We start from the raw sequence: 26,173 nt of genomic DNA, 5'->3' as shown, positions 1-26,173 counted from the left end.
GTGGGACCGCCGGCCCGGCCGCTCGTCCGCCGCGCCCGACCCCGGTCAGCCGGCCGGCGGCTGCGCCGCGTCGGTGAGCGAGAGACGCCGGGTGGCGAACCGCCAGCCGATCGCGTAGACCACGGTGACCAGGCCGCAGCCGGCCAGCACGGTGCGCTCGTCCACCCGGTCCACCACCAACGCCACCACCAGTTGGCTGATCGCGATGGCCAGCGTGGCGAGCATCATGTCGGTGGCGAAGACCCGGCCGCGCAGCCGGTCCGGCACCTCGCCCTGGAGCGCGTAGTTGGACAGCACCCAGTTGCTGCCGCCCCCGAGGTGGGCCAGGAAGACCAGCACCAGCACCAACGGGAACCAGGACACCACCGAGGCCCCCAGGTAGGCCAGGCCGTACGTCGACATGGACAGCGCCAGGCCGGTGAGCAGCCAGGCCCGGTTGCTGAGCACCCGGCGCATCAGGATCGGGCCGACCAGCGCGCCGGCGCCCCGGGCGGCGAACAGCAGCCCGGCGCCGACCGCGCCGACCCCGTACACGCCGGCCAGCAGCGGGAAGACGGTCAGCACGCCGTTGCCCAGGCCGACCGCCGACTTCACCGTCACCAGCGCGAGCACCCGTGGCCGACGGGCGATGTAGCCGAGCGCCTCGCGGATCGCCGCCGAGGGGCGCGGCACACCCGCCGCCGGGTCCCGGGGCGCCTGGAGGGGCCGCCGGATCAGCGCGGCCAGCGCCGCCGCCCCGGCCAGGCCCGCCGCGGCCACCCAGAAGCAGGCGTACGGGCCGGCCGCGGCGCTCAGGATGCCGCCGAGCGAGGCGCCGACCACCGCCATGGTGCCCCAGGCCGAGCCGGCGACCGCGTTGGCCGCCGCCAGGTCCACCGGATCGACCACGTTGGGCAGCGCGGCCTGGGCGGCCGGCGAGTAGAACGCCTTCGCCACGGCCACGGTCGCGATCGCCAGCAGCGCCAGCCAGGCGGTCCCGGCGCCACGGACACCGAGCAGCAGCAGGACGCCGGCGAGCGCCGCCACGTTGGCCGCCATCATGACCTTGCGGCGGTCGAACCGGTCGGCGACGGTGCCGGCGTACGGGAGCAGCAGGGCGGTGGTGCCGGTGTCCACGGCCAGCACCAGCGCGCCCCAGATCCCGCTGCCGGTCAGCTCCGGCAGCAGCACCAGCAGCGGCACCATGACGAACCAGTCGGCGCCGAACACCACCAGCTCGGCGAGGAACAGGTTGCGGAAGTCGCGGTTGCGGACGAGGACCGAGAGGGTGGGTGACACGCCGGCACCCTATCGGGCGGCTCCCGGGCCGGCAGCGCGACGCAGCAGGTCGGAGACGGTGACGAACGCGTAGCCCCGGGCCCGCAGCCCGGCGATCATGTCGGGCAGGCCGCGGAGCGCGACCATCCGCCGCTCGTCACCGACGTCGTGGCCGAGCAGGATGGTGCCGGGCCGCACGTCGGCCACGATGCGCCGGGCGTGCCCGGCCGGGTCGTGCGGGAACTCGCTCTCGACCATCTGGAGTGTCCAGAGCACCAGCCGGTAGTCCAGTTGGGCCGCCGCGTACAGCACCGCGCCGCCCAGGTGCCCCCAGGGCGGGCGGAGCAGCCGGGGCGCCGTGCCGGTGGCCGCGGTGATCGCGTCGTGGCTGCGGCGCAGGTCGTCGTGGACCGTCGCGGCGTCCATCCGGGCCAGGTCGTGGTGCGCCCAACTGTGGTTGCCCACCTCGTGGTCGCCCATCCGGCCGCGCACCAGCGCGGCGTGCCGGCGGGCCCGCTCACCGACCAGGAAGAACGTGGCCGGCACCCGGTGCTCGGCCAGCGTGTCCAGCACCATCGGCGTCCACTGTGGCCGGGGGCCGTCGTCGAACGTCAGCGCCACCAGCGGCTCGCCGGTGCGGGCCCCCCAGACCACCTGCACGCCGCCCCCGCCGACGTCCTGGTGACGGTTGCCGAGGGTCGCGCTGGCCGGGCCGCCGGCCAGCGGCAGCCGGCGATCGGCCACCCACGTGCTCTCCAGCGTCGCGGCCGAACCCAGCGCGGCACCGCCGAGCAGCAGCGCCGACCGGCGCAGCAGCGTACGCCGACCCCACCGGCCCACGCCGTCCGCCATCGCGCCCCCGCACCCAAAGTAGGCACCAGCTAACCGAGCGTACCGCTCGGGGGTGCCCCACCGGGGGGAGGTGTGAGGCGGGGGCCCCGCCCGCGCAGCAAGCGTCGCGCGGGGCCCCGCCTTTCACTCGGCCGGGGGAAGGGGGGAACGGCGGCTCTTCGGCAGGCGGAGCACCTCGAACTGGTCCGTACCGTCGACCAGCGCGCCGGACGGGCGGGCCGGCGGCTCGACCGGGCCGTCCCCGCCCCCCACGGTCACCGGCGCCGGGACCTCGGCCGGCTCGACCGGGCCGAGCGGGCCGGCCGGCTCCGGCGTGCCCCGGCGGCGGTCCCGGACGGAGCCCTTGGTGCGCTCGACCATGGTGTAGAGCGTCGGCACCAGGACCAGCGTCAACAACGTCGAGCTGAGCAGGCCGCCGATCACCACGACCGCCAGCGGCCTGGAGATGAAGCCGCCCTCGCCGGTCAGCCCGAACGCCATCGGCAGCAGCGCGAACACGGTGGCCACCGCGGTCATCAGAATCGGTCGCAGCCGGCGCCGGCCGCCCTCGACCACCGCCTCGGTGACGCCCATGCCCTGCGCCCGGTACTGGTTGATCAGGTCGAGCAGCACGATCGCGTTGGTCACCACGATGCCGACCAGCATGAGCACGCCGATCAGCGCCGGCACGCCCAGCGGCGTCCCGGTCGCCAGCAGCAACGCGATCGCCCCGGTGGCCGCGAACGGCACCGAGATCAGCAGGATCAGCGCCTGGGTCAGGCTGCGGAACGTGGCCACCATGATCAGGAAGACGATCGCGATGGCGGCCAGCACGGCCAGGCCGAGGTCCGCGAACGCGTCCGCCTGGTCGGCACTCACCCCGCCGATGACGTACGTGGCGCCCGGCACGTCCAGCGCGTCCAGCTTCTTCTGGAGCTCCTGCGTCGTCGCGCCCAGGTTCGAGCCGGTGGCCGTGCCGGTCACCGAGACGCTGCGCTCGCCGTCGATCCGGGTCACCTGCTGCGGCCCGTCGACCTGGTTGACGTCGGCGATCGCATCCAACGTCACCGGGCCCACCCGCAGCGCCCGCAGCTCCGCCACGCTCAGCGGCGGCTTCGCCCCGGTGCTCAGCACCACGTCCTGCGCCGTGCCGTCCAGCGTGACCTGGCCCAGCGGCGCCCCCCGGTACGTCTGCGCGACGAGCTGCCCCACGGCCGCCTCGGTGAGACCCGCGCGGGCCGCGGCCACCCGGTCCACGGTCACCTCGACCCGCGGCACCCGGGTGGCCAGGCCGGTGGTGACGTCCTCGACGCCGGAGGTGCCGGCCATCGCGGCCCGGACCTCCTCCGCCGCCCGGGTCAGCGTCTCCTGGTCGGCGGCCTGCACCACCACCTCGACCTGGTTGGCGGAGGCGTCCTGCCCGCCGCCGAAGGTCAGCTCGCCGACCTCCGGGCCGAGCGCGTCGAACTCCTTGCGCAGCGCCTGCCGTACGGTCGCCGCGTCGGTGTCGTCGGAGAGCGCCAGCGACCAGGAGGCGCTGTCGCTGCCGCCGCCCCCGGCGAACGGGTTGTCCCCGCCGCCGGCGCTGACCTGGTAGGTCTCCACCCCCGGCGTCCGCTTCAGCACCTCCTCGATCCGGGCCGCGGCCCGGTCGGTGCCGGTGAGTCCGGTGCCGGCCGGCATCTCCTGGCGGATGGCCAGGGTGTCCTGGCCGGAGTCGTCCAGGAAGTTCGTCTCCAGCTTCTGGGCCAGGCCGAACGTGCCCAGCAGCACCAGCAGGCCGAGCGCCACGGTGGCCCACCGGCTCTTCCGGGAGCGGGTGGCGAAGCCGATCACCGGCAGGTACGCCCGCTGGAGCGGACTGCGCAGCTCCTTCTCCTCGGCGGCCCGGCGGGCGGCCTCGTCGTCCACGCCGGCGCGCGGCCGGAGGAACCAGTAGGCCAGCACCGGGATCACGGTCAACGACACCAGCAGCGAGGCGAGCAGCGCCACCGTCACGGTGATCGCGAACGGCGCGAAGAGCTGCCCGACGAAGCCGCCGACCAGGGCGATCGGCGCGAAGACGGCGACCGTGGTCAGCGTGGAGGCGGTCACCGCGCCGGCCACCTCGCGGACCGCGGCCAGGATCGCGTCGCGCTTCTCCTCGCCGTACTCCAGGTGCCGTTTGATGTTCTCCAGCACCACGATGGAGTCGTCCACCACGCGGCCGACCGCGATGGTCAACGCGCCCAGCGTGAGCAGGTTCAGCGAGTAGTCGCCGGCCCAGAGCACGATCAGCGCGACCAGCACCGACAGCGGGATGGAGACCGCGGTGACCACGGTGGAGCGCACCGAGAGCAGGAACACCAGGATCACCACCACGGCCATGAGCAGGCCGAGCAGGCCCTCGGTGGTGAGGCTCTCGATGGACCGCTCGACGAACGGGGCCTGGTCGAAGACCACCGTCAGCTCCGCCCCGGAGGCGGCCTTCAGGTCATCCAGCCGGTCGCGGATGTCGTGCGAGATGCCGACCGCGTTGCCGTCCGGGCTGGCGGTCACCGCGATGCCGAGACTCGGCTTGCCGTTGGTGCGGGTGAACGACGTCGCCGGGGCGAGCTGCTGCTCCACCCGGGCCACGTCGCCGAGGCGGACCGGCGCGGCCGGCGCGGTGGTGAGCACGATGCCGCGCAGGTCGTCCACGGTGCGGATCGGCGTGCCGACCTGCACCGGCAGCGACCGGTCGCCGTCGGCCAGCGCGCCGGCCGGCACCGCCACCCCGTTGGTCTTCAGCGCCGTCGCGATGGCGGTCGGGGCGACCCGGGCGGCGGCCAGCTTCGCCGGGTCGGGCGTGATCGTCACCACCTGGTCGCGGGCTCCGGTGACGTCCACCGAGCGGACCCCGTCCAGCCCCTCCAGCTCCGGCACCACTGTGGCGCGCAGCTTCTCGGCCAGCGCCCGCTCGTCGCCGTCGCCGGTCGCGGCGACCACCACCGCGGGCAGGTCGTCCGTGCTGCCGGCGATCACCTGCGGGTCGACGCCCTCCGGGAGCTGGGCCCGGTTGATCGCGGTCTCCATCTTGTTGACCACGTCGTCCAGGTCGGTGCCGAACGCGTACTGCACCTGGACGGTGGCCGCGCCCTCGCGGGAGGTGGAGGTGACCTTCTCCAGCCCCGGGATGCCCTGGAGGCTGTTCTCGATCGGCTCGGCGACCTGGGACTCGACGATCTCGGGGGCGGCGCCGGGGTACGGCGCCACGATGAACGCCGCGGGGAATTCCAGCGAGGGCAGCAGCTGCTGCTTCAGCGACGGCACGGCGAACGCGCCGAACGCGGTGGTCACCAACGCGATCAGGGCGATCAGGCCCCGGTTGGCAAGACTGAATCTGGCGAGCAACGACATGGGCGTTGGCCACTCCTGAAGAGGGGTCTGCGGGGTGCCCTGAGTCTGCCGCACCCGATCCCGCTCCCCGCCCGCGGGGCGGGTCGTTCAGGCCAGGTCGAGCGAGCGGGCGGCGGCGAGGGCGTCGTTGGCGATGGTCACCGGCGCCGGGGCCGTCGAGATGGCCCACTCCGGGTCCTTCAGGCCGTGGCCGGTGACCGTGCACACCACCCGCGACCCGGCCGGCACCCGGCCGGCGGCGGCCTGCTGGAGCAGGCCGGCCACGCTGGCCGCGCTGCCCAGCTCGACGAAGACGCCCACCTCGCGGGCCAGCAGCCGGTACGCGGAGAGGATCTCCCGGTCGGTCACCGAGGAGATCAGCCCACCGGAGGCGTCCCGCGCGTCGACCGCCTTCGTCCAGCTCGCCGGGTTGCCGATCCGGATGGCGGTGGCGATGGTCGACGGCTCGGGCACCATCCGGCCGGTGACGATCGGGGCCGCGCCGGCCGCCTGGAAGCCGAACATCCGGGGGGCCCGGGTGGCGTTGCCGTCGCGCAGGTCCTCGGAGTAGCCCATCCAGTAGGCGGTGATGTTGCCGGCGTTGCCGACCGGCAGGCAGTGGATGTCGGGCGCGTCGCCGAGCGCCTCGACGATCTCGAAGGCGGCCGTCTTCTGGCCGTGCAGCCGGTACACGTTCACGGAGTTGACGAGCGCGACCGGGTAGTCCTGGGCGAGCTTGCCGGCCAACGCCAGGCAGTCGTCGAAGTTGCCCTGCACCTGGAGCAGCTTCGCGCCGTGCACCAGCGCCTGGGCCAGCTTGCCCAGCGCGATCTTGCCCTGCGGCACCAGCACCGCACAGGTGATCCCGGCGCGGGCCGCGTACGCGGCGGCCGACGCGCTGGTGTTGCCGGTGGAGGCGCAGATGATCGCCTTGTCACCGCCCTCGACCGCCTTGGAGACGGCGAGCGTCATGCCCCGGTCCTTGAACGAGCCGGTCGGGTTCGCGCCCTCGACCTTGAGCCACACGTCCGCGCCGACCCGGCCGGAGAGCACCGGCGCCGGCAGCAACGGCGTGTTCCCCTCGTGCAGCGTGACGACCGGAGTGGCGTCGGTGATCGGCAGCCGGTCCCGGTACGCCTCGATCAGCCCTCGCCACATGTCGCGCTCCTCGCCTCTCCCGCCCCGGTCAGGGGCCCGTCTCAAGCGTGGACCAGCCTGCCCGACCGGTCACCGGCACACTCCGACCTAACCATCAGGCGGGACGCCGGGGCTACGCGCCGCCCTCGACCCGCAGCACGCTGGTGACCGACCGCACGGTGTCCAGCCCGCGCAGCTCGCGCACGGTGGTCGCGAGCGCGGCGTCCGGTGCGACGTGGGTGACGATGACCAGCTCGGCGTCGCCGCCGGCGGGACCCTGCCGGACGGTGGCGATGGAGACCTCGTGCCGGGCGAACACCCCGGCCACCGACGCCAGCACACCCGGCCGGTCGGCCACGTCGAGGCTGATGTGGTAGCGGGTCAGCGCCTCCCCCATCGGCCGCACCGGCAGGTCCGCGTACGCCGACTCGCTGGCCGCGCGCACCCCGGCGAGGCGGTTGCGGGCCACCGCCACCACGTCGCCGAGGACCGCGCTGGCGGTGGGCGCCCCGCCCGCGCCCCGGCCGTAGAACATGAGCTGACCGGCGGCGTCCGCCTCGACGAAGACCGCGTTGAACGCGTCGCCGACGCCGGCGAGCGGATGGGTCAGCGGGATCATCGCCGGGTGCACCCGCACGTTCACCGTCTCGCGGCCGGTGGCGTCCGCGCCCCGGGCCGCGATGCAGAGCAGCTTGATCGTGCAGCCCATGGCCTTGGCGCTGGCCACGTCCGCGGCGGTCACCTCGGTGATGCCCTCGCGGTGCACGTCGGCGGCGGTGATCCGGGTGTGGAACGCCAGCGAGGCGAGGATGGCGGCCTTGGCGGCGGCGTCGAAGCCCTCCACGTCGGCCGTCGGGTCGGCCTCCGCGTATCCCAGCTCGGTGGCCTCCTCCAGCGCCTCGGCGAAGCCGGCGCCGGTGGCGTCCATGGCGGAGAGGATGAAGTTGGTGGTGCCGTTCACGATGCCGGTGACCCGGGTGATCCGGTCGCCGTGCAGCGACTCGCGCAGCGGGCGCAGCAGCGGGATGGCCCCGGCGACGCTGGCCTCGTAGTAGAGGTCCGCGCCGCCCTCGGCCGCCGCGTCGTGCAGCGTGGCGCCGTCCTCGGCGAGCAACGCCTTGTTGGCGGTGACCACGCTCTTGCCGGCGCGCAGCGCCTCGACCAGCCAGCCGCGGGCCGGCTCGATGCCGCCGACGACCTCGATCACCACGTCCACGTCGTCGCGCTTGATCAGCCCGAGCGGGTCGGTGGTGAACAACGCCGGGTCGACCGGCAGGTCGCCGCGGTCGCGGCCCAGCCGGCGTACGGCGATGCCGGCGATCTCCAGCGGGGCGCCGATCCGGGCGGCGAGGTCGGTCGACTGCTCGTGCAGCAGGCGTACCACGTCGCTGCCGACCGTGCCGCAGCCGAGCAACGCCAAGCGAACCGGTGAGGTCATCCCACATCCAATGCGAGCAGGTCGTCTTCGGTCTCCCGCCGAACGATCACCCGGGCGTGACCGTCACGCACGGCGACGACCGGGGGCCTCGGCACATGGTTGTAGTTGCTGGCCATGCTCCGGCAGTAGGCCCCCGTGCCGGGCACCGCGACAAGATCTCCGGGCTGCACGTCGGCGGGCAGGAATTCATCCTTCACCACGATGTCCCCGGACTCACAGTGCTTTCCCACCACGCGGGCGAGCATCGGCACCGTGGAAGACGCGCGGTTCGCCAGGGTCGCCGAGTACGACGCGTCGTAGAGCGCGGTGCGGATGTTGTCGCTCATCCCCCCGTCCACGCTGACGTACGTCCGCAGGCCGTCCACGTCCTTCACCGTGCCCACCTCGTAGAGCGTGAACACGGCCGGGCCGACGATGGCGCGGCCCGGCTCGACCGAGAGGTGCGGCACGGCCAGGTTCTCCGCCGCGCACTCACCGTCGACGATTTTGCGGAGCCGCTTGGCCAGCTCGTGCGGGGACGCCGGGTCGTCCTGCGTGGTGTACGCGATGCCGAAGCCGCCGCCCAGGTCCAGCTCGGGCAGCTCCACGCCGCGGGCGTCGCGGATCTGCGCCTGGAGGGCGAGCACCCGGCGGGCGGAGACCTCGAAGCCGCTGGCGTCGAAGATCTGCGAGCCGATGTGCGAGTGCAGCCCGCGCAGCTCCAGCACGTCCTCGTCGAGGATCCGGAACGCGGCCGTCACGGCGGCGCCGCCGGCCAGGGAGAAGCCGAACTTCTGGTCCTCGTGCGCGGTGGCGATGAACTCGTGGGTGTGCGCCTCCACGCCGACGGTGACCCGCAGCAGCACCCGGGGGCGGACCCCGCGCTCGCGGGCCAGCGCGGTGAGCCGGTCGATCTCGGTGAACGAGTCGACGATGATCCGGCCCACGCCGGCGTCCACCGCCCGGGTCAGCTCGGCCACCGACTTGTTGTTGCCGTGGAAGCCGATCCGGTCCGGCGGCATCCCGGCCGAGAGCGCGGTGGCCAGCTCACCACCGGTGCAGACGTCGAGGAACAGGCCCTCCTCGGCGATCATCCGAACCACCGCGCGGCAGAGGAACGCCTTGCCGGCGTAGTAGACGTCCGCGTCTGGAAAGGCGGCCCGGAACTCGCGGCAGCGCCCCCGCAGGTCATCCTCGTCCAGCACGTACGCCGCGGTGCCGAACTCGGCGGCCAGGTCGCGGACGTCCAGACCGGCGACGGTCAGCGCGCCGGCCGGGCCGCGCGCCACGTGGCGGGGCCAGAGCTGCGGCACCAGGGCGTTGACGTCGACCGGGGGACGCAGCCAGGCGGGCCCCCGGTTGCCGATGTCGCCGTGCAGGGCGCCGGCCTCATGCGCGCGCACGACTACATCCGCTCCGGCGCCGAGACGCCGAGCAGTCGCAGGCCGTTGGCGATGACCACCCGGGTGGCGTCGTTGAGCCAGAGCCGGGCCCGGTGGGTGTCGGTGATCTCCTCGTCACCCTGCGGCGCGATCCGGCAGTTGTCGTAGAACCGGTGGTACGCCTGCGCGACGCTCTCCTCCAGGTAGCGGGCGATCCGGTGCGGCTCGCGCAGCTCGGCGGCGGTGGCCACCACGGCGGGGAACTCGGCGAGCGCCTTGAGCAGCTCGTTCTCCTTCTCGTGGCCGAGCAGCTCGGGGCGGAACGCGGAAGCGTCGCCCCGGGTCAGCCCGATCTCGGCGGCGTTGCGGGCCACCCCGGCCGTGCGGGCGGCCACGTACTGGACGTAGTAGACCGGGTTGTCGTTCTTGGCCCGGGTCCACAGCTCCACGTCGATGTCGATCGGTGAGTCGGCCGAGTAGCGGGCCAGCGCGTACCGGGAGGCGTCCACGCCGATCGCGTCGACCAGGTCCTCCAGGGTGACCACGGTGCCGGCCCGCTTGCTCATCCGCACCGGGGCGCCGTCGCGGACCAGGTTGACGAGCTGGCCGATGAGGATCTCCAGGTTGCGCGCCGGGTCGTCGCCGAAGCAGGCGGCCATCGCCTTCATCCGGCCGATATAGCCGTGGTGGTCGGCGCCCAGCATGATCACGACCCGCTCGAAGCCGCGCTCCCGCTTGTCGAGGTAGTAGGCGCAGTCGGCGGCGAAGTAGGTCCACTCGCCGTTGGACTTGCGCAGCACCCGGTCCTTGTCGTCGCCGAAGTCGGTGGTGCGCAGCCAGGTCGCGCCCTCGGACTCGAAGACGTGCCCCTGCTCCCGCAGCCGGGTCAGCGCCGCCTCCAGCTCGCCCCGGTCGTGCAGGTCCTTCTCGTTGAAGTAGGTGTCGAACTCCACCCCGAAGTCGTGCAGCGAGGACTTGATCTCGGCGAACATGAGCTGGACGCCCTCGACCCGGAACACCTCCTGGGCGGCGTCGTCGGCCAGGTCCAACACGTCGGGCCGGATCTTGATCACCTCGGCGGCGATCTCCGCGATGTAGGCCCCGCCGTAGCCGTCCTCCGGCGCCGGCTCGCCCTTGGCGGCGGCCAGCAGCGACCGGGCGAACCGGTCGATCTGCGAGCCGGCGTCGTTGAAGTAGTACTCCGTGCCCACGTCGGCGCCGGTGGCGCGCAGCAGGCGGCTGAGCGCGTCGCCGACGGCCGCCCAGCGGACCCCGCCGATGTGCACCGGGCCGGTCGGGTTCGCCGAGACGAACTCCAGGTTGATCCGCTGCCCGGCCAGGGTGTCGCTGCGCCCGTACGCCGGGCCGGCCTCGACGATGACCTTGGCGAGCTGGCCGGCGGCGGCGGCGTCGAGCCGGATGTTCAGGAAGCCGGGACCGGCGATCTCCACCGACTTGACCCCCGGCGCGTTGCCGAGCTGCTCGGCCAGCGCGGCGGCCAGCTCCCGCGGCGGTACGCCGACCTTCTTGCTGAGCTGCAACGCCAGCGTCGAGGCGTAGTCACCGTGATCGGGGTTACGGGGTCGCTCGACGGTGGTCTGCGCGGGGAGCGCGGCAGGGTCCAGGCCCCGCTCGTCGAAGACGGCGTGGGCTGCGGCGAGGACGACCTCGGCGAGTTCTGCGGGAGTCACCGAACCATGTTATCGGGGGTAGACTCGGGCACCGCGGCGGCGACCCAGCATGTGAACGGCCCCGCGCTCCCCTGACCGACCGACCTGACGAGGCACGATGAGCATCAGCACCCCGGGCGGCCCGGAACGCCGTCCCACCGTGGTCAGCACCGGCAAGAAGCCGGCCGCCGGCCGGCCCGCGGCTGCCGAGAAGCCCGCCGCCAAGGCCGGCGCGACCAAGCCCGGCGGCGGCAAGGGCCCGCGGGCGGGCGCCGGGGGCAAGGGCCGCAAGCCGGTGACCCCGGTGAAGGTCAGCCAGGGTCGCTCGTGGGGCCCGATCGCCCTGTTCGTCGCGGTCGGCGTGCTGGCCGTCGGCATCATCGCCGCCGGCGCCATCGCGGTCTACCAGGGCTCCCAGCCCTGGCAGAAGCGGGCCGACGCGATCAACGGCGTGGTCGACTTCCGCAAGAAGGACAAGAACCTGGTCAAGGGCGGAAACCACCAGCCCGGCACGATCAAGTACGACGTCTCCCCGCCGGTCGCCGGCCCGCACAACCAGGCGTGGCAGAACTGCATGGGTGACGTCTACGACGCCCCGATCGCCAACGAGCACGCGGTGCACAGCCTGGAGCACGGCACGGTCTGGATCACCTACCGCCCCGACCTGCCGGCCGACCAGGTGGAGAAGCTCAAGAGCAAGGTGCAGGGCCAGGAGAAGCTGATGCTCAGCCCGTTCGAGGGGCTGGACAAGCCGATCTCGCTCCAGGCCTGGGGCTTCCAGCTCAAGGTCGACAACGCCGACGACGGCCGGATCGACGAGTTCATCAAGACGCTGCGGGTGAACGCCTCGATCGAGGGCCCGAACGCGCTCTGCGACCAGGGCGTGACCGCCACCGGCACCACCCCGCGGGACAACCTCCAGCAGAACATGCCCGAGCAGCCCACCCAGTGAGGACGCCGCGATGACCGCTCCGGTGACCACCGACACCGAGCTGGACGAGGCCCCGGCCGACGCGTCCGGCCGGCCGGCGGCGCGCCGCTACGGCCTGCTGGCCGTGGCCGCCGCCGTCGTGGTCGGGCTGCTCCTCGGGTACGCCGGCGGCCTGCTCACCCCGACGCTGACCCGCCCGGGCGAGAGCTCGGCCGAGGCCGGGTTCGCGCGGGACATGACCACCCACCACAACCAGGCGGTGGCCATGGGCCTGCTGGCGTTCCGCCAGGGGCAGGACGCGGAGGTCCGCCAGGTCGGTGTGGACATCGCCACCGGGCAGCAGGGCGAGATCGGCACCATGCAGACGTGGCTGCGCTCCTGGAAGCTGGACCCGACCGGCGACCAGGCCCCGATGGCGTGGATGCCGGACGGCGCCGGGCTGGTCCGCAACGGTCTGATGCCGGGCATGGCCACCCCCGAGGAGATGGCGAAGCTGCGGGCCGCGAGCGGTCGCGAGTTCGACGTGATGTTCCTGAACATGATGATCAAGCACCACATCGGCGGGGTCCACATGATCGACGGCATCCTCGCCGAGGGTCACGACGACGACGTGCTGGCGGTCGCCCAGGTCATGAAGAACACGCAGCAGAACGACCTGGCCAACCTGACCGCGGCGCTCAAGCGCCTGGGCGGCACGCCCTGACGGTCCCGTCCTCCGCTCACCGGAGCCCGCGTCGCGCTCGCGACGCGGGCTCCGACATGTCCGGGCCCAGCAACTTTGCCCGTTATGCCGGTTCATAGACTTTTTCTACCCACATATCGTGACCAGTTGTGATTCGGGGTCGTTGCGCAGGACGTGGGGGTTGCACTCAGAGACGCAGGGCGGTCGGTGACCAGCTGGTGCCGACGCCACACCATCGGCGGTGACGGAGCGGTGGCAGCCGTCCGTCGCGGACTGCGGCAGGGCGAGCCGGGAACGCTCAGTCGCGAACAGGAACTCGAACTGATCGACGTGCTGCGGGGCGTCCACCCGGACGAGTTCGGCCTCGACGAGGAGCTGTGGACGCGGCAGAGCCTGACCGCGCTCATCGAGCGCCGGTTCGCGCTGGCCATGGACGCCGGCATCGTCGGGGCGTACCTCCGGGCCTGGGGGCTGGGCCCACGCGAGCCGCGCGAGCGGGCCTGCGGGCTCTGCGTCGGCGCGGTCGAGCGATGGGTACGCAGCGAGTACCCGGCGATCACCCGGGCCGCCCAGGAACACGCCGCGGAGATCTACTGGCTCGGCCGGGTCCGGCTGCGCGGCACCATGCCCGCCGCCGACGTGGTCTCGGCGGTCTCCTCCCGGGGGCGGGTGCGGTTCATGGTCACCACCCCGTCGGTGGACCCGCCGCTGCCCCGGGACTTCGTCCTGCGGCTCAGCGGCGCCGAGGAACGCACCGTGCACCTGATCGTGGACGGGTCCTGGCCGCGCAGCGAGTGGCCCCGGCGGCTGCCCCGCCGCATCGCGCTGCACCCGCTGCCGAGCTGCGGTCGCACCGTCGCCGCCGCCTGACCGGCGAAGATCGACTCGCGGGCGATACCGATTCGGTGATCCGGGAAGGGGTTTGCTACTCTTCTCGGGTCGCTGAGCCCCCGTAGCTCAGGGGATAGAGCACCGCCCTCCGGAGGCGGGGGCGCAGGTTCGAATCCTGCCGGGGGCACCAGACATTCTCAAAGCCCGGGCCGCCGCGCCCGGGCTTTCGCGTTGCCGGCCTCCCGGTCAGCCGGCCTCCCGGCGGGCCCGGGCACGCCGCTTGCCCTCGTGCATCGCCTGGACCCGGGCCACCGGGATGGTCCGCCCCTCGGCGACCAGCTCCGCCGGCAGCGACTGCGGCGCGGGCAACGCCTCGACCCACGGGTCACGGTCGCCGAGCAGCGCCGGCACGGTCCGCACGGTGAAGTCGGCGGGCGTCGCCGACTCCAGGTCGGCCCAGCCGATCGGGTACGACACCGGCGTGCCGGGCCGGATCCGCGGGCTGTACGCGGCCACCACCGTCGCCCCGTACGCGCGGGTGGAGTCCACGAAGACCCGGCCCCCGCGGTCGGCCAGGATGAACGCGGTGGTGGCCAGCGCCGGGTCGAGCCGTTCGGTGCGGGCCGCGAGCGCCCGGGTCGCGGCGGCGGCCTCCTCGGCCGTGATCTCCGGCGTCACCGGCACGATCACGTGCAGGCCCTTCGCGCCGCTGGTCTTGACCGCACCGGCCAGCCCGGCGTCGGTGAGCGCCTGCCGCACCAGCAGCGCGACGCGCACCGCCGCGCCGAACGTCTCCCCCTCCGGCGGGTCCAGGTCGAGCACCAGGTGGGTGGGGTGCTCGGGCGCCCCGGCGTGGGCCAGCGTGGGGTGGTACTCCACCGCCCGCTGGTTGGCGAACCAGAGCAGCGTCCGGCGGTCGTCGCAGAGCGCGTACGAGATGCGCCGGTGCGACGCCTCCGCCCAGACCTCGGTGCGGCGCACCCACTCCGGCGTGTACTTCGGCAGGTTCTTCTGCATGAACGGCTCCTGGCCGGGCCGGACCCGCAGCACCGACAGCGGCCGGTCGCGCAGTTCCGGCAGGATCCGCCCGTGCAGCGCGTCCAGGTAGTCGACCAGGTCGCGCTTGGTCGCGCCGGCGGAGTCGAACAGCGGCTGGTCGAGGTTGGTCAGCGAGATCCCGTCCCGGGTCTCGTCAGCGGCGCCCATCCGACCACCTTCCCGGCCCGGGCGCGCCTCGGCAACCCCGACACGGCGGCCAACTCCCCGCGCCCGGCGCGGGATGGCCCGGCGTGGACCGGCGGCGGAGTTCCCCGGCCCGCCACACCGGGCGACCGATCAGCCGCCGGGGCGGCGCACCGACCGGCCGGTCCACCAGTGGTTCCTACAAACTTGATGGCGTGAACGGGTCACGGCTATCCGGCGGACCTCGTCCGAGACGGACGCGGACGCAACGCCCGGGAACAGGACCCGGACACGCACGGGTACGGCCGGCGGCGCGGGTACGGCCGACACGGCACAGGCACGGCCGACACGGCACAGGCACGGCCGACACGGCACAGGCACGGCCGACACGGCACAGGCACGGCCGACACGGCACAGGCACGGCCGACACGGCACAGGCACGGCCGACACGGCACGGGCACGGCCCGGCCGTCGGCCGGCTTCGCCCAGCCCCGACCCATCCATGCCATCAAGTTCGTAGGCAGGAATGCCACAGGTCCTCCTCCGCCTCGACACGTGACAGCCGCAGGCACCCGGCCGCCCGGCGTCACCCATGGCGCATGATGTTTGCCGAGGCCACCATCCGGCCGAGCGGAGGAGGCGCGGTGGGTTTCCAGGACAACCGGTGCGCGCCCGGCCCGGCCGACCCGACCCGGGGCGAGACGCAGGCGTCCGCCTGCACGGTGCGGGAGGCGCTGGACCGGGTCGGCGGCAAGTGGAGCATCGGCATCCTGATCGCCGCCTCGCCCGGCCCGATCCGCTTCACCGAGCTGGAACGGCGGGTGGAGGGCATCAGTCGACGGATGCTCACGCTGACGCTGCGCAACCTGGAGCGCGACGGGCTGCTGGTCCGGCACGTGCATCCGACGGTGCCGCCGAAGGTGGAGTACACCGCCACCCCGATGGCCCGGGAGCTGTACGAGTCGCTGGTCACGCTCACGCGCTGGGCCGAGCGGCACCGCGAGTCGATAAGCGCGGCGCGGGCCGCGTACGACCGGGAGCACCCTGTGGCGAAGCCCACGCGATCCGTCTGACCGATCGGTCAGGTGCTGACCGATCGGTCAGGCATGCTGGAGAGCATGGCACGTGCTACCCCGGCCACCCACGACGAGCTGCTCACCGCCGCGGCCCGTCGGTTCGCCGTCACCGGTTACAAGGGCACCTCACTACAGGACATCGCCCGCGAGGTGGGCTGCTCCAAGGCCACCGTGCTCTACCACTTCGCCAGCAAGGACGCCCTGCTCTGCGAGCTGATGGCCCCGGCCATCGCGATGCTGGAGGCGCTCGACGCCCGGCTCGCCGACCTGACCGGCGCGCCGGCGCAGCAGGCCGCCGCCGAGGGCTTCGTCGACCTGGCGGTCCGCTTCCGCCGGGAGATCGCGCTGCTCCGGGGTGAATTCCCGGATCTGCTCCAGCAGCCGGCGTTCGCGCACATCCAGCAGATCTCCGAACGGCTGATCGCCGCGTTCGCCGGCTTCTCCGACCGGCCGGTGGCCCGCGTCGCCGCGCTGGTCGTGCTGGCCGGCATCGCCGAGACCTGCGGCGAGTTCCTGGACATCCCCGACGAGGAGCTGCGACCCGCGCTGCTCGCCGTGGCACACCGCGCGCTCGAACCCACCACCTGATCCCACCAGTTCGCACCCGAGGACGAAGGAAGGTCCATGGCGACCCTGCTGTACCGGCTCGGCCGGGCATCCCTGCGCCGACGGCGACTCGTCGCCGTCGTCTGGCTCGTCGTACTCGTCGGCCTCGGCCTGGCCGCGGCCACGCTGAGGGGCCCGACGGCGAGCAACTTCACCATGCCCGGCACCGAGTCGCAGAAGGCGATCGACCTGCTCGCCGACCGGTTCCCGGCGGCCAGTGGCGCCACCGGCACCATCGCCGTCAAGGCGCCGCAGGACGGCGCGCTCACGTCGCCGGCCGGCCAGGCGGTGGTCAAGCAGGTCACCCAGGAGGCGGCCACGCTGCCCGGCGTCGTCGGCGCGATCGACCCCTACCAGGCGCAGGCGCTCACGCCGGACGGCCGGTACGCGCTGATCCAGGTGCAGTTCGCCGGCCGCGCGGACGACGTCACCACCGAGCAGCGCGACGCGTACGAGAAGGTCGGCCAGCAGGCCGAGGCGCAGGGCTGGCAGATCGCGCCCGGCGGCGAGGTGCTCAACGGCGAGCCGGAGGTCGGCTCGACCGAGGCGCTCGGCGTGCTGGTCGCGGCGATCGTCCTGGTCATCACGTTCGGCTCGCTGGTGGCGGCCGGGATGACCATGCTGAACGCGCTGATCGGTGTCGGCGTCGGCATGGCCGGCCTGTTCGCGCTCAGCGGCGCGGTCGAGCTGACCAGCACCGCACCGATCCTGGCGCTGATGCTCGGCCTGGCGGTCGGCATCGACTACTCGCTGTTCATCACCTCCCGGCACCGGCAGAACCTGCTCGACGGGCTCTCCCCCGAGGAGGCGGTCGGTCGCGCGGTCGGCACCGCCGGCTCCGCCGTGGTCTTCGCCGGCGCGACAGTGGTGGTGGCCCTGGCCGGCCTGGCCGTGGTGGGCATTCCGTTCCTCACCGTGATGGGTCTGGCCGCCGCCGGCACCGTCACCGTGGCCGTGCTGGTGGCGATCACGTTGGCCCCGGCGCTGCTCGGCTTCGCCGGCCGTAAGGTGCTGCCGCGCAAGCTCCGCAACCGCGAGGCGGTCGCGGACCCGGGCACCGGCTCGGAGGACCGCTCCGGCTTCGGGTTCCGCTGGGCGCACTGGGTGACCCGATTCCGCATCCCGGTGATCCTGGTCGGCCTGCTCGGCCTCGGCCTGCTGGCGATCCCGTCGCAGGACATGCGCCTGGCGCTCCCGGACGCCTCCACCGCCGCCGAGGGCACCCCGGCGCGGGTCAGCAACGACCTGATCCGGGAGGGCTTCGGCCCCGGCTTCACCGGCCGGCTGGCGGTCGTGGTCACCGCCGACTCGCCGCAGGCCACCCAGGCCGCCGTGCCGCAGGTCGCCGCGCTGATCCAGAAGACCGACGGCGTGCTGGCGGTGGCCCCGCCGCAGCTCGACCCGTCCGGCCGCACCGCGCTGCTCGGCGTGATCCCGAAGACCGGGCCGACCGACGAGAAGACCGAGGAGCTGGTGCACGACATCCGCCGGCAGGTCGGCGGCATCGGCAACGCGGAGGTGCTGCTCACCGGCGTCACCGCGATCGGCATCGACGTGTCGGAGAAGCTCTCCGACGCGCTCCCGGTCTACCTGCTGCTGGTGGTGGGACTCTCGGTCCTGCTGCTGATGCTGGTGTTCCGGTCGATCCTGGTGCCGGTGAAGGCGGCGCTCGGGTTCCTGCTCACCGTGGCGGCCACGTTCGGCATCACGGTCGCGGTGTTCCAGCAGGGCCACCTGGCCGGACTGCTCGGCGTCGACACGCCGGCGCCGCTGGTCAGCTTCCTGCCGATCCTGCTGATCGGCATCCTGTTCGGCCTGGCCATGGACTACGAGGTCTTCCTGGTCTCCCGGATGCGCGAGGACTTCGTGCACGGGGACACCGCCCGCCAGGCCACCATCAACGGCATGGGGCACGGCGCCCGGGTGGTCACCGCCGCGGCGCTCATCATGATGTCGGTGTTCGGCGGCTTCGTCTTCCTCGACGACCCGATCATCAAGTCGATGGGCTTCGCGCTCGCGATCGGCGTCGCCATCGACGCGTTCGTGGTCCGGATGACCATCGTGCCGGCGGTGATGTCGCTGCTGAACAACGCCGCCTGGTGGCTGCCGCGCTGGCTGAACAGGATCCTGCCCAACGTGGACGTCGAAGGCGAGGGCCTGCGCGCCCACCTGGCCAAGAAGGAGCCCGCCGAGGTGTGAGCCGTCCGGGTGGGGCCCCGCGGGGCCCCACCCGTCACACCCCGGCCGGGTACGTCTCCATCTCGCCCGGCGTCATCAGCGCCGGCAGCGGGTGCAGCGCGGTCGTCTCGTCGCACCAGACGAACGCGTCGTACCGCTCGCCCAGCCGGGTCGACACGTAGTTGCCCCACGACTCGAAGCTCGGGTCGTACACCACGCCGATGGCCCGGTGGTCCGCCTCCCCGGTGACCCAGCCCGGCTCGTCCGGGCCGCCGAACACCAGCACCGCCCGGTCCGGCATCAACTCGTGCAACAGGTGCTCCACCGACCCCTTCCGGGCCGGCGGCACCACCATCGTCTCCGCCGGGGAACCCCAGCGCGGGGCGGCGACCACGGTGCCCCGGTAACTACCGAGCCCGATCAACGCCACCGCGTCCCGGCCGTGCCGTTCCCGACCGAGCTGACCGATGTTGACCATGCCGTCGGCCGCCATCTCGGTGGCCCGCGCGTCGCCGACGTGCGTGTTGTGCGCCCACACGACGCCGCGCGCGTCCGGCCCGTAGCGGTCGAGCAGCCGGTCCAGCGTGTCGGCCATGTGGACGTCGCGGACGTTCCACGACTCCGGGCCGCCGCCCACCATGGCCCGGTAGTACCGTTCCGCGCCGGCCACCACCTCCGCGTTCTGCCACGCCGAGAAGCGGTCCGGGCCGTCCGCGGCGGCCTGTTCCCGGGTACGCGCCAACAGCCGGACCACCTCCTCCTCGCACCGGGCGGAGACGAACCGGCTGGCCATGCCGTACTCCTCGACCTTTTTGCCGTACGGCTCGAAGCAGCGGTACGCCTCCTGGGCCGCCTCCAGCGACGCCGGGTCCTCCTCGCCCAGGTAGTCGAAGATGGCCTGCATCGACTCCCAGAGCGAGTAGACGTCGAGGCCGTGGAAGCCCGCCCGCTCCCCCTCCGGCCGCTCCAGGTTCCAGGCGCGCAGCCACCGGCAGAACCGGGCCACCTCCGCGTTGGCCCACATCCAGGTGGGCCAGCGTTCGAACCGCTCCAACGCGACCATCGGATCGGCCAGCCCGCCCGGTGCGCCCACCACCGAGCGGTGCACCCGGTCGCAGTCCGGCCAGTCCCCCTCCACCGCGACGAAGTCGAACCCCTGCTCGGCGATGAGCCGCCGGGTCAACTGCTCGCGCAGGCGGTAGTAGTCGTAGCTGCCGTGCGTCGCCTCGCCGATCATCACGATGCGGGCGTCGCGGACGCGCTCCAGCAGCGGGTCGAAGTCGCTCGGCGCACCGAGCCGCTGAACCAGCATGTACGCGGCTACCCGGGCCCCGCCGGGGCAAACCGCCGCCGGGACGGGCATGCCGTCCCGCCCAGCGGGTAGCCGCGCGACATGACCGTGAGCGGCGCGCAGTTGCAGGAGTTCGTCTCCGGGCTCGACTACCCGGTCTCCCGGGAGGACCTGGTCCGCTGGGGCCAGGAGAACGGTGCCAGCACCGAGACGCTCCAGATGCTCCGCACGTTGCCGGCCGAGGAGTTCGACACCCCGGGCGAGCTGGGCGAGGCGCTGGCCCTGTTCACCGGTTAGAAGCGCCCGTCATCGCACCGTGAGGGTGATGGTGTGGTGGCCGGTGGCGCCGTCGGGGAACGGGGTGCGGCGTTGCTCGGGCTGCACCGCGCCGGTGCCGTCGGTGGCGCGTACCCGCAGGCTGTGCGGGCCGGTCGGGGCGGACCAGGCGTACCGCCACTGGACCCAGGTGTCGGTGGAGGCGGTGGGCAGCAGCTCGGCCGCCCGCCACGGGCCACCGTCCACCGACACCTCCACCGCCGAGATGCCCCGGTGCTGCGCCCAGGCCACCCCGGCCACGGTGACCGGTCCGGCCGGGATCCGGGCGAACGGCGCGGGCCGGTCGATGCGGGACGCGGTCCGCACCGGTGCCCGCCGCGCCCAGCCCCGCCGCACCCAGTACGCGTCGAAGGCCTCGAACGTGGTCACCTCCAGGTCGGTGACCCACTTGCACGCTCCCGCGTACCCGAACAGGCCGGGGGTGAGCATCCGGACCGGGAAGCCGTGCGCGAACGGCAGCGGCGCCCCGTTCATGCCGAGCGCGAGCATGGCGTCCCGCCCGTCGAGGAGCGTCTCGATCGGCGTACCGATGGTCATCCCCTCGTCGGAGCGGGCGACGAGCTGGTCGGCGCCGGACCGGATGCCCGCCGCGCGCAGCAACGGGGCGAGCGGCGCGCCGAGCCACCGGGCGGTCCCCACGTACGGGCCGCCGACCTCGTTGGACACACAGCTCAGCGTGATGTCCCGCTCGATCAGCCCGCGATCGAGCAGCTCGGCGAAGCTCACCTCGACCGGCCGCGCCACCAGGCCGTGCAGCCGCAGCCGCCAGGCGTCCACGTCGATCCGGGGCACGGTGAGCGCGGTGTCCACCCGGTAGAAGTCCTCGGTCGGGGTGCGGAAGCCGGGTGCCACGCCGGCGGGCAGCGGCCGGGCCGGCGAGGCCGGCGCGGGCAGCCGGACGGCTTCCCGGGACCGGGCCGCGTCGGCCACGTTCCGCCGGCGTAGCACGGCCGCGCCGGCCCCGGCGAACACGGTGCCGGCGGCGACGAGCGTCGCGTTCCGTACCACCGCCCGCCGCGTCGGCCGGTCCGCCCCGGGCCGGCTCGAACCGGCCGTACCCGAACCGGCCACACCGTCGCCGGTCGCGCCGGAGCCGGTGCCGGGCACCGCCGGACCCACCGGCTCGGGGCCGGCGGCGGGCAGGGGCGGCCGGCGCGGCAGGCCGGGCAGGGGCAGCAGTCGCAGCAGTACGGCGGCCACCACGGCACCGGCCAGGGACGGCAGCGCGTCGGCCGGGCGGGCGTCGGGGCGGGTCAGCGCGGCGGCGACGCCGGCCACCCCGAGCACCGCCGGTCCGAGCAGGCCCAGCGCCGGACGGCGTCGCGCGGCGACCCCGGTCAGCGCCGCGAGCAGCGCCAGCGCCAGCGTGATGCCGGCCAGCAGCAGCGGCTTGTCGTACGTGCCGAACGTGCGCACCGCCCATTCCTTGACCGGGGTCGGCGCGCCGTCCACCACGGCGCTACCGACCGCGACCAGCGGTGCCGCCTGCGGGCGGACGCCGGTGGCGAGCAGCTCCGCGACCGCCACCCCGGCGGCCGCCGCGAGCAGGCCCGTTCCGGCAGCCGCCAGGGTACGGCGGATCATCGGTTCCTCCCCTCGCCGGTCGTTGCCGCGTCAGGACTTCGGCATCAGGACCGAGTCGACGATGTAGACGGTGGCGTTGGCGGTCTGCACGTTGCCGCAGACCACCATGGAGTTGCCGTTCACGGTGAACTCGGTGCCGCTGCCGGCGACCGTCACCTCGCCGCCCTGGAGCGTCTTGTGCGCGCCGGCGAGCTGGTCCGGGCCGAGCCGCCCCTCCACCACGTGGTAGGTCAGCACGCCGGTCAGCATCTTCTTGTCGGCGAGCACCTTGTCCAGGTCGGCCTTGGGCAGCTTGCCGAACGCGTCGTTGGTGGGCGCGAAGACGGTCAGCCCCTGGGCGCTGTTCAGCGAGTCGACCAGGCCGGCCTGCTTGACGGCGGTGACCAGCGTGCTCAGCAGCGGGTTGCCGGACGCGGCGGTGGCCACCGGCACCTGCGCCATGGCGGCGAAGCTGCCGGGGTTCGACGCGTCGGTCGGCACCGCGGCGCAGCCGCTGCCGAACTGGCCGTCGGCCATCGCGGGGGCGCTGCTGGCCGGCGCGGAACTCATCGGGGCGCTGGCGGCCGGTGCGGCGGCGCCGCTGTCGTCGCCGTCCCCGCCGCAGGCGGCGAGCCCGAGGCTGAGCGTGGCGGCGAGAGCGACGGCGGTGAGCTTCATGGGGCGCATCGGAGAAATCCCTTCAAGTGGTGAACTGTCGGTCTGGAAGGGATTCGGCGCTCACCGCCGTCCGGATGGGTCGGTCCGCGAAAAAGAATCAGGTGAGCGCGACCGCCACCAACGGCGTCATGGTCGGGTGCGCCGACCCGCCCGCCGGTTCCTCGGTCACGCCGAACAGGCCCTTACCACGGACACCCGAGAGCAGCGTCGAACCGCCACCCCGACCGGCCGGCAGCACGCCGGCCGAGGTGGCCGTGGTGCCCTCGATCAGCCAGAGCTGGTAGGCCCGCCCCGGCGCGGGCGCGGTCAGCCCGTCCAGCACGGCCACCCCCTCGTCCCGGCTCGCCGACGCCACCACCGTGACCCGGCCGCCGGCCGGCGCGGCGACGGTGCGGACCACCGCGTCCGGGGCGGCCAGCACGGCCCGGATCCGGCCCGCCTCGTCCCGGGCCACGCCGGCCTCGGTACGCGCGTCGCGTACCCGCTGCTCCTGGGTCGTCCAGGCGACCGCGCCCGCGCCGCCGGCCAGCAGCACGGCGGCGGCGGCGACCGCCAGCCGACGCCGCCAGGCCCCGGCCGGGTCCGGACCGGCACGGCCCACCGGACCGGTCCGCTCCTGCGGGGTACGCCGGATCTCCGCCAGCACCTCCGCGCGCAGCCCCGGCGGCGGTACGGACCAGACCGGGTCGGCCAGCCGGGCGACCGCCTCGCGCAGCTCGGCCAGTTCCAGCGCACAGCTCTCGCAGCCGTCCAGGTGCCGGGCGAACGCGGCCTGCTCGACGTCGTCCACCGCGTCGAGCACGTACGCCCCGGCGAGCGCGTGGATGTCGGTCATCGGCTCAGCTCCACTCCCAGACAGTCGCGGAGACGGATCAGCCCGTCCCGCATGCGGGTCTTGACGGTGGGCAGCGCGGCGCCCAGCAGGCCGGCCACCTCGCGGTAGCTGTGCCCGCCGTAGTAGGCCAACGTGATCGCCTCGCGCTGCACCTCGGTGAGCACGTCCAGGCAGTGCCGCACCTGCTGCCGTTCCAGCCGGGCCGCCGCCTCCTCGGCCACCTCGTCGTACGGCGTCTCGGCGGACCCGGCGGCGACGCGGCGGGTGCGCTCGGCGCCGGCCTGCTCCGACCGCACCCGGTCCACGGCGCGACGGTGGGCGATGGTGAAGACCCAGGCGGTGGCCGAGCCCTTGGCGGGGTCGAAGCGGGCGGCGGTGCGCCACACCTCGACCAGCACCTCCTGGGCGACCTCCTCGGCCTGGGCCGGGTCACGCAGCACCCGCCGGGCCAGCCCGTAGACGCGGGGCGACACGATGCCGTAGAGCCGTTCGAACGCCGCCTCGTCGCCGCGCGCCACGGCGCGCAGCAGACCGTCGGTCTCCGCCCGTTGGTCCGGGGCGGCCGGGGGCACGGCGTGCAGCCTCGACCGCCCCGGCACGTCACCGGCGCTGTCGCCCTGGGTCATCCGGTCCCGCCTTCCGTCCGCTCCGTCTGCCAGCACGGTAGGCATTCGGAGCGGGCGGCGGCCCGGATGGCCGCGACTTCCCGGCCCGTCCCGGGTCGGGCGGCTGCGGTTTTCCGGACCGCCCGGGGTCGGTGGCGTGCAGCAGCCGGAACAGCACCAGCCACTGCTCGGGCCAGACCAGCCCGACCGGGGTGTCCGGCGCGATCCGGGCGGCCCGCAGCGCGCCGTCGACCCGGCGGCCCGGGTGGGCGGTGCGCAGCGAGGCCGCGAGCGAACCGCCGACACCGCCGAAGCCCAGCTCCACCATTCTCCGGTACGCGGGCAGCGCGGTCGACGCCAGCAGCGGCGCGGTCCGGCGCTCCAGTCGCAGGATGCCGCCGTCCACGGCGGGCACCGGGCGGAACGCGCCCCGGGGCACCCGGCCAGCCAGCCGCCAGTGGTGTTCCGGCCAGGTGAGCACCGTGAGCCGGCTCCACCGGCCGTGGTCGCCGGTGCGCTTGCGCGCGTAGTCGAGCTGGGTGAGCAGCGTGGCCGCGCGCAGTCCGGGCGCGGCGAGGCACCACCGGACCACGGCCGCGGTCAGCGACCAGGGAATGTTGCCGGCCACCGAGAACGGTCCACCGGGCGGGGGCGCGGCCAGGAAGTCGGCCGCCCGGACCTCGACCTGCGGCAGCGGCGCGCAGGTCGCGGTCAGCTCCGGCAACACGGCCGGGTCCACCTCGTACGCGATCAGCCGCCCGCACCGCGCGGCGAGCGGGCGGGTGAGCTGCCCGCGTCCGGCGCCCACCTCCAGCAGCAGGTCGTCCGGGCCGGGGCGGGCCGCCCGGACCATCCGTGCGACGGCGGCCGGGTCGGCGAGGAAGTTCTGGGACAGTACGCGACGGGACCGGTCGCGTGCGGTGGTGCGGAGTCGGCGGGGCGCCACGGGTTCGTCCTGTCTGTCGCCGGACGGCGACGGATACGGACCGCTGCGCAGGGGTGCCACGCCGGGGTGGCGTGGAGCGGGCGGTCCGAGTGGATCGGGACTCGGACGACCCTGGAAGGTGGTCGGGACGCGGCCGGACCGGACCCCGCGCCAGCTCGGCGAGGTGGCGGGGTCCGTGGAAGCCGGAAGCCACCGCGACGAGGCGGCGGGACCGGCGGGGCGGCTGAGCGTGCGGCGCTCAGCGGCCGGTGGTCAGGTCAGGCGCGGTGGGCGTCCCGGCCGGCCAGGGCCGGGCGCCGGTTCCGCGGGCGGGCGACCAGGAGGAGCCCGGACGCGGCCGGCGCGACGGCCACGTCGATCAGGGCATGCGTGAACATGCCGGCCAGGGTAGCGACGCGCCGGTCGCGCCCGCGACGGATTTCTACAGGTCGACCGTGCGCCCCTGCGTCCGGGCCGTCTCGGCGGCGTCGAGCACCGCCACCACGTCCCGGCCGAACCGCACGTCGCAGCGGTGGTCGCGGGTGCCGGCGTCGACCTCCGCCAGCAACTGGTCGAGCGCGGCGCCGAACGCCTGGAGCGCGCTGCCGTCACCGGGCGGGACGCTCTCGGTGCCGTTCTCGCCGAAGAGGACGACATCCCGGGTGACCGCCCCGGCCGGCGCGTCGAGGGTGAGGGAGAGCGTGCTCGTCGCACCGCCGTCGTGGGTGAGCAGCAGGTGCACCAGGCCGCTCGGCCCGTCCATCGCGGCGACCCGGGTGACCCGGCCGAGCACCGGCAGGATCAGCGACAGCGCGTGCGGGCCGATGTCCCACAGCGCGCCCCGGTCGCGCCGCCACCGCGAGTCGCCGTACGGGTTCCCGGGCTGGTAGATCGAGGCGAACATGGTGCCCCGGGCGTGCTGCCAGCCGCCGGCCGCCGCGGCCGAGGCGAGGACGCCGGTGACGTTGGGGTGGAAACGCTGGGTGAAGAACACCACCGAGGCCACCCCGGACGCCTCGGCGGCGGCGACCACCCGGTCGGCGTCGGCGAGGCTCAGCGCCAACGGCTTGTCCAGCAGCAGGTGCCGCCCGGCGGTGGCGGCCCGGACCGCGATGTCGGCCTGCACGTCGGGCGGGAGCGCCACGGCGACCGCGTCGACGGTGTCGAGCAGCGCGTCGACGTCGGTGAAGGCCGGCACGCCGTGCCGGGTGGCCAGTGCCTCCGCCTTCTCCGGGTTCCGTCCCCACACGCCGGCCAGTCGGGCCCGTGGGTGGGCGTCGATGGCGGCGGCGTGCGTCTCCGCCGCCCAGTGACCGGTGCCGAACAACCCGAACCGCACCCCGACCCCCTGCCGTCGTCGTGGGCCACCGGCGTACGCCGGGACCGTGATCCACGTTAGTCGT

21 protein-coding genes, 1 tRNA gene and 1 pseudogene are annotated in these 26,173 nt (G+C 74.1%); 8 read left to right on the top strand and 15 right to left on the bottom strand.

Features of this window, described 5'->3' with window-relative positions:
* Positions 1-45 precede the first annotated feature (45 nt).
* From VKK44_RS03405 to argS, 7 genes are all read right to left on the bottom strand, one after another.
* Entirely contained in the window at positions 46-1,278 is a 1,233-nt protein-coding gene (locus VKK44_RS03405; protein WP_343445379.1) for an MFS transporter, read from the bottom strand.
* A gap of 9 nt (positions 1,279-1,287) precedes the next feature.
* Positions 1,288-2,109 carry a polysaccharide deacetylase family protein gene (locus tag VKK44_RS03400; RefSeq protein WP_343445378.1) on the bottom strand — a complete coding sequence of 274 codons (822 nt, stop codon included), beginning with the start codon at positions 2,107-2,109 and terminating at the stop codon, positions 1,288-1,290.
* A 123-nt stretch (positions 2,110-2,232) separates the two neighbouring features.
* A complete protein-coding gene (locus VKK44_RS03395) occupies positions 2,233-5,466 on the bottom strand; it encodes an efflux RND transporter permease subunit (protein WP_343445377.1) in 3,234 nt (1,077 codons plus the stop codon).
* Between the two features lie 87 nt (positions 5,467-5,553).
* Complete coding sequence (thrC, locus tag VKK44_RS03390) at positions 5,554-6,603, bottom strand: threonine synthase (RefSeq protein WP_343445376.1); 1,050 nt, start codon at positions 6,601-6,603, stop codon at positions 5,554-5,556.
* Between the two features lie 112 nt (positions 6,604-6,715).
* On the bottom strand, positions 6,716-8,020 hold the full coding sequence (locus VKK44_RS03385) for a homoserine dehydrogenase (RefSeq protein ID WP_343445375.1): 1,305 nt from the start codon (positions 8,018-8,020) through the stop codon (positions 6,716-6,718).
* Positions 8,017-9,402, bottom strand: coding sequence for a diaminopimelate decarboxylase (gene lysA / locus VKK44_RS03380; protein ID WP_343445374.1), 1,386 nt, complete (start codon positions 9,400-9,402; stop codon positions 8,017-8,019). Before lysA ends, VKK44_RS03385 begins: the two co-directional genes overlap by 4 nt.
* Positions 9,403-9,404: 2 nt before the next feature.
* Positions 9,405-11,072: an arginine--tRNA ligase gene (argS, locus tag VKK44_RS03375; protein WP_343445373.1), complete on the bottom strand. Its 1,668-nt coding sequence runs from the start codon at positions 11,070-11,072 to the stop codon at positions 9,405-9,407.
* A gap of 97 nt (positions 11,073-11,169) precedes the next feature.
* On the opposite strand from argS, the gene VKK44_RS03370 reads away from it, so the two are divergent.
* The 4 genes from VKK44_RS03370 (at position 11,170) to VKK44_RS03355 (ending at position 13,685) form a co-directional block, all read left to right on the top strand.
* On the top strand, positions 11,170-12,003 hold the full coding sequence (locus tag VKK44_RS03370) for a DUF3105 domain-containing protein (RefSeq protein WP_343445372.1): 834 nt from the start codon (positions 11,170-11,172) through the stop codon (positions 12,001-12,003).
* 10 nt (positions 12,004-12,013) lie between these two features.
* The gene (locus VKK44_RS03365) at positions 12,014-12,685 is read left to right on the top strand and encodes a DUF305 domain-containing protein (protein ID WP_343445371.1); all 672 of its coding nucleotides are present in this window, start codon (positions 12,014-12,016) and stop codon (positions 12,683-12,685) included.
* A 153-nt stretch (positions 12,686-12,838) separates the two neighbouring features.
* Complete coding sequence (locus VKK44_RS03360; protein ID WP_343445370.1) at positions 12,839-13,534, top strand: winged helix-turn-helix domain-containing protein; 696 nt, start codon at positions 12,839-12,841, stop codon at positions 13,532-13,534.
* A gap of 76 nt (positions 13,535-13,610) precedes the next feature.
* Positions 13,611-13,685, top strand: a tRNA-Arg gene (locus tag VKK44_RS03355).
* Positions 13,686-13,741: 56 nt separating this feature from the next.
* On the opposite strand, the gene ligD is transcribed toward VKK44_RS03355, so the two are convergent.
* Entirely contained in the window at positions 13,742-14,701 is a 960-nt protein-coding gene (ligD, locus tag VKK44_RS03350; RefSeq protein ID WP_343445369.1) for a non-homologous end-joining DNA ligase, read from the bottom strand.
* A 575-nt stretch (positions 14,702-15,276) separates the two neighbouring features.
* On the opposite strand from ligD, the gene VKK44_RS03345 reads away from it, so the two are divergent.
* The 3 genes from VKK44_RS03345 to VKK44_RS03335 are packed head-to-tail and all read left to right on the top strand — an operon-like array spanning position 15,277 to position 18,558.
* Positions 15,277-15,750, top strand: a complete 474-nt coding sequence (locus VKK44_RS03345; protein WP_343445368.1) for a winged helix-turn-helix transcriptional regulator — start codon at positions 15,277-15,279, stop codon at positions 15,748-15,750.
* Positions 15,751-15,795: 45 nt separating this feature from the next.
* Entirely contained in the window at positions 15,796-16,341 is a 546-nt protein-coding gene (locus VKK44_RS03340) for a TetR/AcrR family transcriptional regulator (protein ID WP_343445367.1), read from the top strand.
* Positions 16,342-16,377: 36 nt separating this feature from the next.
* On the top strand, positions 16,378-18,558 hold the full coding sequence (locus VKK44_RS03335; protein ID WP_343445366.1) for an MMPL family transporter: 2,181 nt from the start codon (positions 16,378-16,380) through the stop codon (positions 18,556-18,558).
* Between the two features lie 34 nt (positions 18,559-18,592).
* On the opposite strand, the gene VKK44_RS03330 is transcribed toward VKK44_RS03335, so the two are convergent.
* Entirely contained in the window at positions 18,593-19,849 is a 1,257-nt protein-coding gene (locus VKK44_RS03330; RefSeq protein WP_343445365.1) for an erythromycin esterase family protein, read from the bottom strand.
* An 81-nt stretch (positions 19,850-19,930) separates the two neighbouring features.
* Between VKK44_RS03330 and VKK44_RS03325 the strand changes: the two genes are divergently transcribed.
* Complete coding sequence (locus VKK44_RS03325; RefSeq protein ID WP_343445364.1) at positions 19,931-20,125, top strand: DUF2795 domain-containing protein; 195 nt, start codon at positions 19,931-19,933, stop codon at positions 20,123-20,125.
* A gap of 9 nt (positions 20,126-20,134) precedes the next feature.
* On the opposite strand, the gene VKK44_RS03320 is transcribed toward VKK44_RS03325, so the two are convergent.
* From VKK44_RS03320 to VKK44_RS03295, 6 genes and pseudogenes are all read right to left on the bottom strand, one after another.
* The gene (locus tag VKK44_RS03320; protein ID WP_343445363.1) at positions 20,135-21,748 is read right to left on the bottom strand and encodes a molybdopterin-dependent oxidoreductase; all 1,614 of its coding nucleotides are present in this window, start codon (positions 21,746-21,748) and stop codon (positions 20,135-20,137) included.
* A gap of 30 nt (positions 21,749-21,778) precedes the next feature.
* Positions 21,779-22,414 carry a fasciclin domain-containing protein gene (locus VKK44_RS03315; RefSeq protein WP_343445362.1) on the bottom strand — a complete coding sequence of 212 codons (636 nt, stop codon included), beginning with the start codon at positions 22,412-22,414 and terminating at the stop codon, positions 21,779-21,781.
* An 88-nt stretch (positions 22,415-22,502) separates the two neighbouring features.
* Complete coding sequence (locus tag VKK44_RS03310; protein WP_343445361.1) at positions 22,503-23,240, bottom strand: anti-sigma factor; 738 nt, start codon at positions 23,238-23,240, stop codon at positions 22,503-22,505.
* Positions 23,237-23,866, bottom strand: a complete 630-nt coding sequence (gene sigK / locus VKK44_RS03305) for an ECF RNA polymerase sigma factor SigK (RefSeq protein WP_343445360.1) — start codon at positions 23,864-23,866, stop codon at positions 23,237-23,239. Before sigK ends, VKK44_RS03310 begins: the two co-directional genes overlap by 4 nt.
* Positions 23,867-23,999: 133 nt before the next feature.
* A pseudogene (gene erm / locus VKK44_RS03300) lies at positions 24,000-24,791 on the bottom strand (ErmE/ErmH/ErmO/ErmR family 23S rRNA (adenine(2058)-N(6))-methyltransferase); the annotation flags it as partial.
* A gap of 421 nt (positions 24,792-25,212) precedes the next feature.
* The gene (locus VKK44_RS03295; RefSeq protein ID WP_343445359.1) at positions 25,213-26,109 is read right to left on the bottom strand and encodes a Gfo/Idh/MocA family protein; all 897 of its coding nucleotides are present in this window, start codon (positions 26,107-26,109) and stop codon (positions 25,213-25,215) included.
* Positions 26,110-26,173 lie beyond the last annotated feature (64 nt).

Origin of the sequence: Micromonospora sp. DSM 45708 (assembly GCF_039566955.1) — a bacterium.
GTDB lineage: Bacteria > Actinomycetota > Actinomycetes > Mycobacteriales > Micromonosporaceae > Micromonospora.
The sequence above is the reverse complement of the archived record's forward strand: the minus strand, read 5'-3'. Positions and strand labels throughout refer to the sequence as shown.

Coding starts and splice junctions, on each gene's coding strand:
- VKK44_RS03320 (WP_343445363.1), bottom strand. CDS start 21,748: ATGATCCGCCGTACCCTGGCGGCTGCCGGAACGGGCCTGCTCGCGGCG.
- VKK44_RS03395 (WP_343445377.1), bottom strand. CDS start 5,466: ATGTCGTTGCTCGCCAGATTCAGTCTTGCCAACCGGGGCCTGATCGCC.
- VKK44_RS03370 (WP_343445372.1), top strand. CDS start 11,170: ATGAGCATCAGCACCCCGGGCGGCCCGGAACGCCGTCCCACCGTGGTC.
- VKK44_RS03325 (WP_343445364.1), top strand. CDS start 19,931: ATGACCGTGAGCGGCGCGCAGTTGCAGGAGTTCGTCTCCGGGCTCGAC.
- VKK44_RS03400 (WP_343445378.1), bottom strand. CDS start 2,109: ATGGCGGACGGCGTGGGCCGGTGGGGTCGGCGTACGCTGCTGCGCCGG.
- VKK44_RS03315 (WP_343445362.1), bottom strand. CDS start 22,414: ATGCGCCCCATGAAGCTCACCGCCGTCGCTCTCGCCGCCACGCTCAGC.
- VKK44_RS03335 (WP_343445366.1), top strand. CDS start 16,378: ATGGCGACCCTGCTGTACCGGCTCGGCCGGGCATCCCTGCGCCGACGG.
- VKK44_RS03365 (WP_343445371.1), top strand. CDS start 12,014: ATGACCGCTCCGGTGACCACCGACACCGAGCTGGACGAGGCCCCGGCC.
- VKK44_RS03345 (WP_343445368.1), top strand. CDS start 15,277: ATGATGTTTGCCGAGGCCACCATCCGGCCGAGCGGAGGAGGCGCGGTG.
- ligD (WP_343445369.1), bottom strand. CDS start 14,701: ATGGGCGCCGCTGACGAGACCCGGGACGGGATCTCGCTGACCAACCTC.
- VKK44_RS03310 (WP_343445361.1), bottom strand. CDS start 23,240: ATGACCGACATCCACGCGCTCGCCGGGGCGTACGTGCTCGACGCGGTG.
- sigK (WP_343445360.1), bottom strand. CDS start 23,866: ATGACCCAGGGCGACAGCGCCGGTGACGTGCCGGGGCGGTCGAGGCTG.
- thrC (WP_343445376.1), bottom strand. CDS start 6,603: ATGTGGCGAGGGCTGATCGAGGCGTACCGGGACCGGCTGCCGATCACC.
- VKK44_RS03340 (WP_343445367.1), top strand. CDS start 15,796: ATGGCACGTGCTACCCCGGCCACCCACGACGAGCTGCTCACCGCCGCG.
- VKK44_RS03385 (WP_343445375.1), bottom strand. CDS start 8,020: ATGACCTCACCGGTTCGCTTGGCGTTGCTCGGCTGCGGCACGGTCGGC.
- VKK44_RS03330 (WP_343445365.1), bottom strand. CDS start 19,849: ATGCTGGTTCAGCGGCTCGGTGCGCCGAGCGACTTCGACCCGCTGCTG.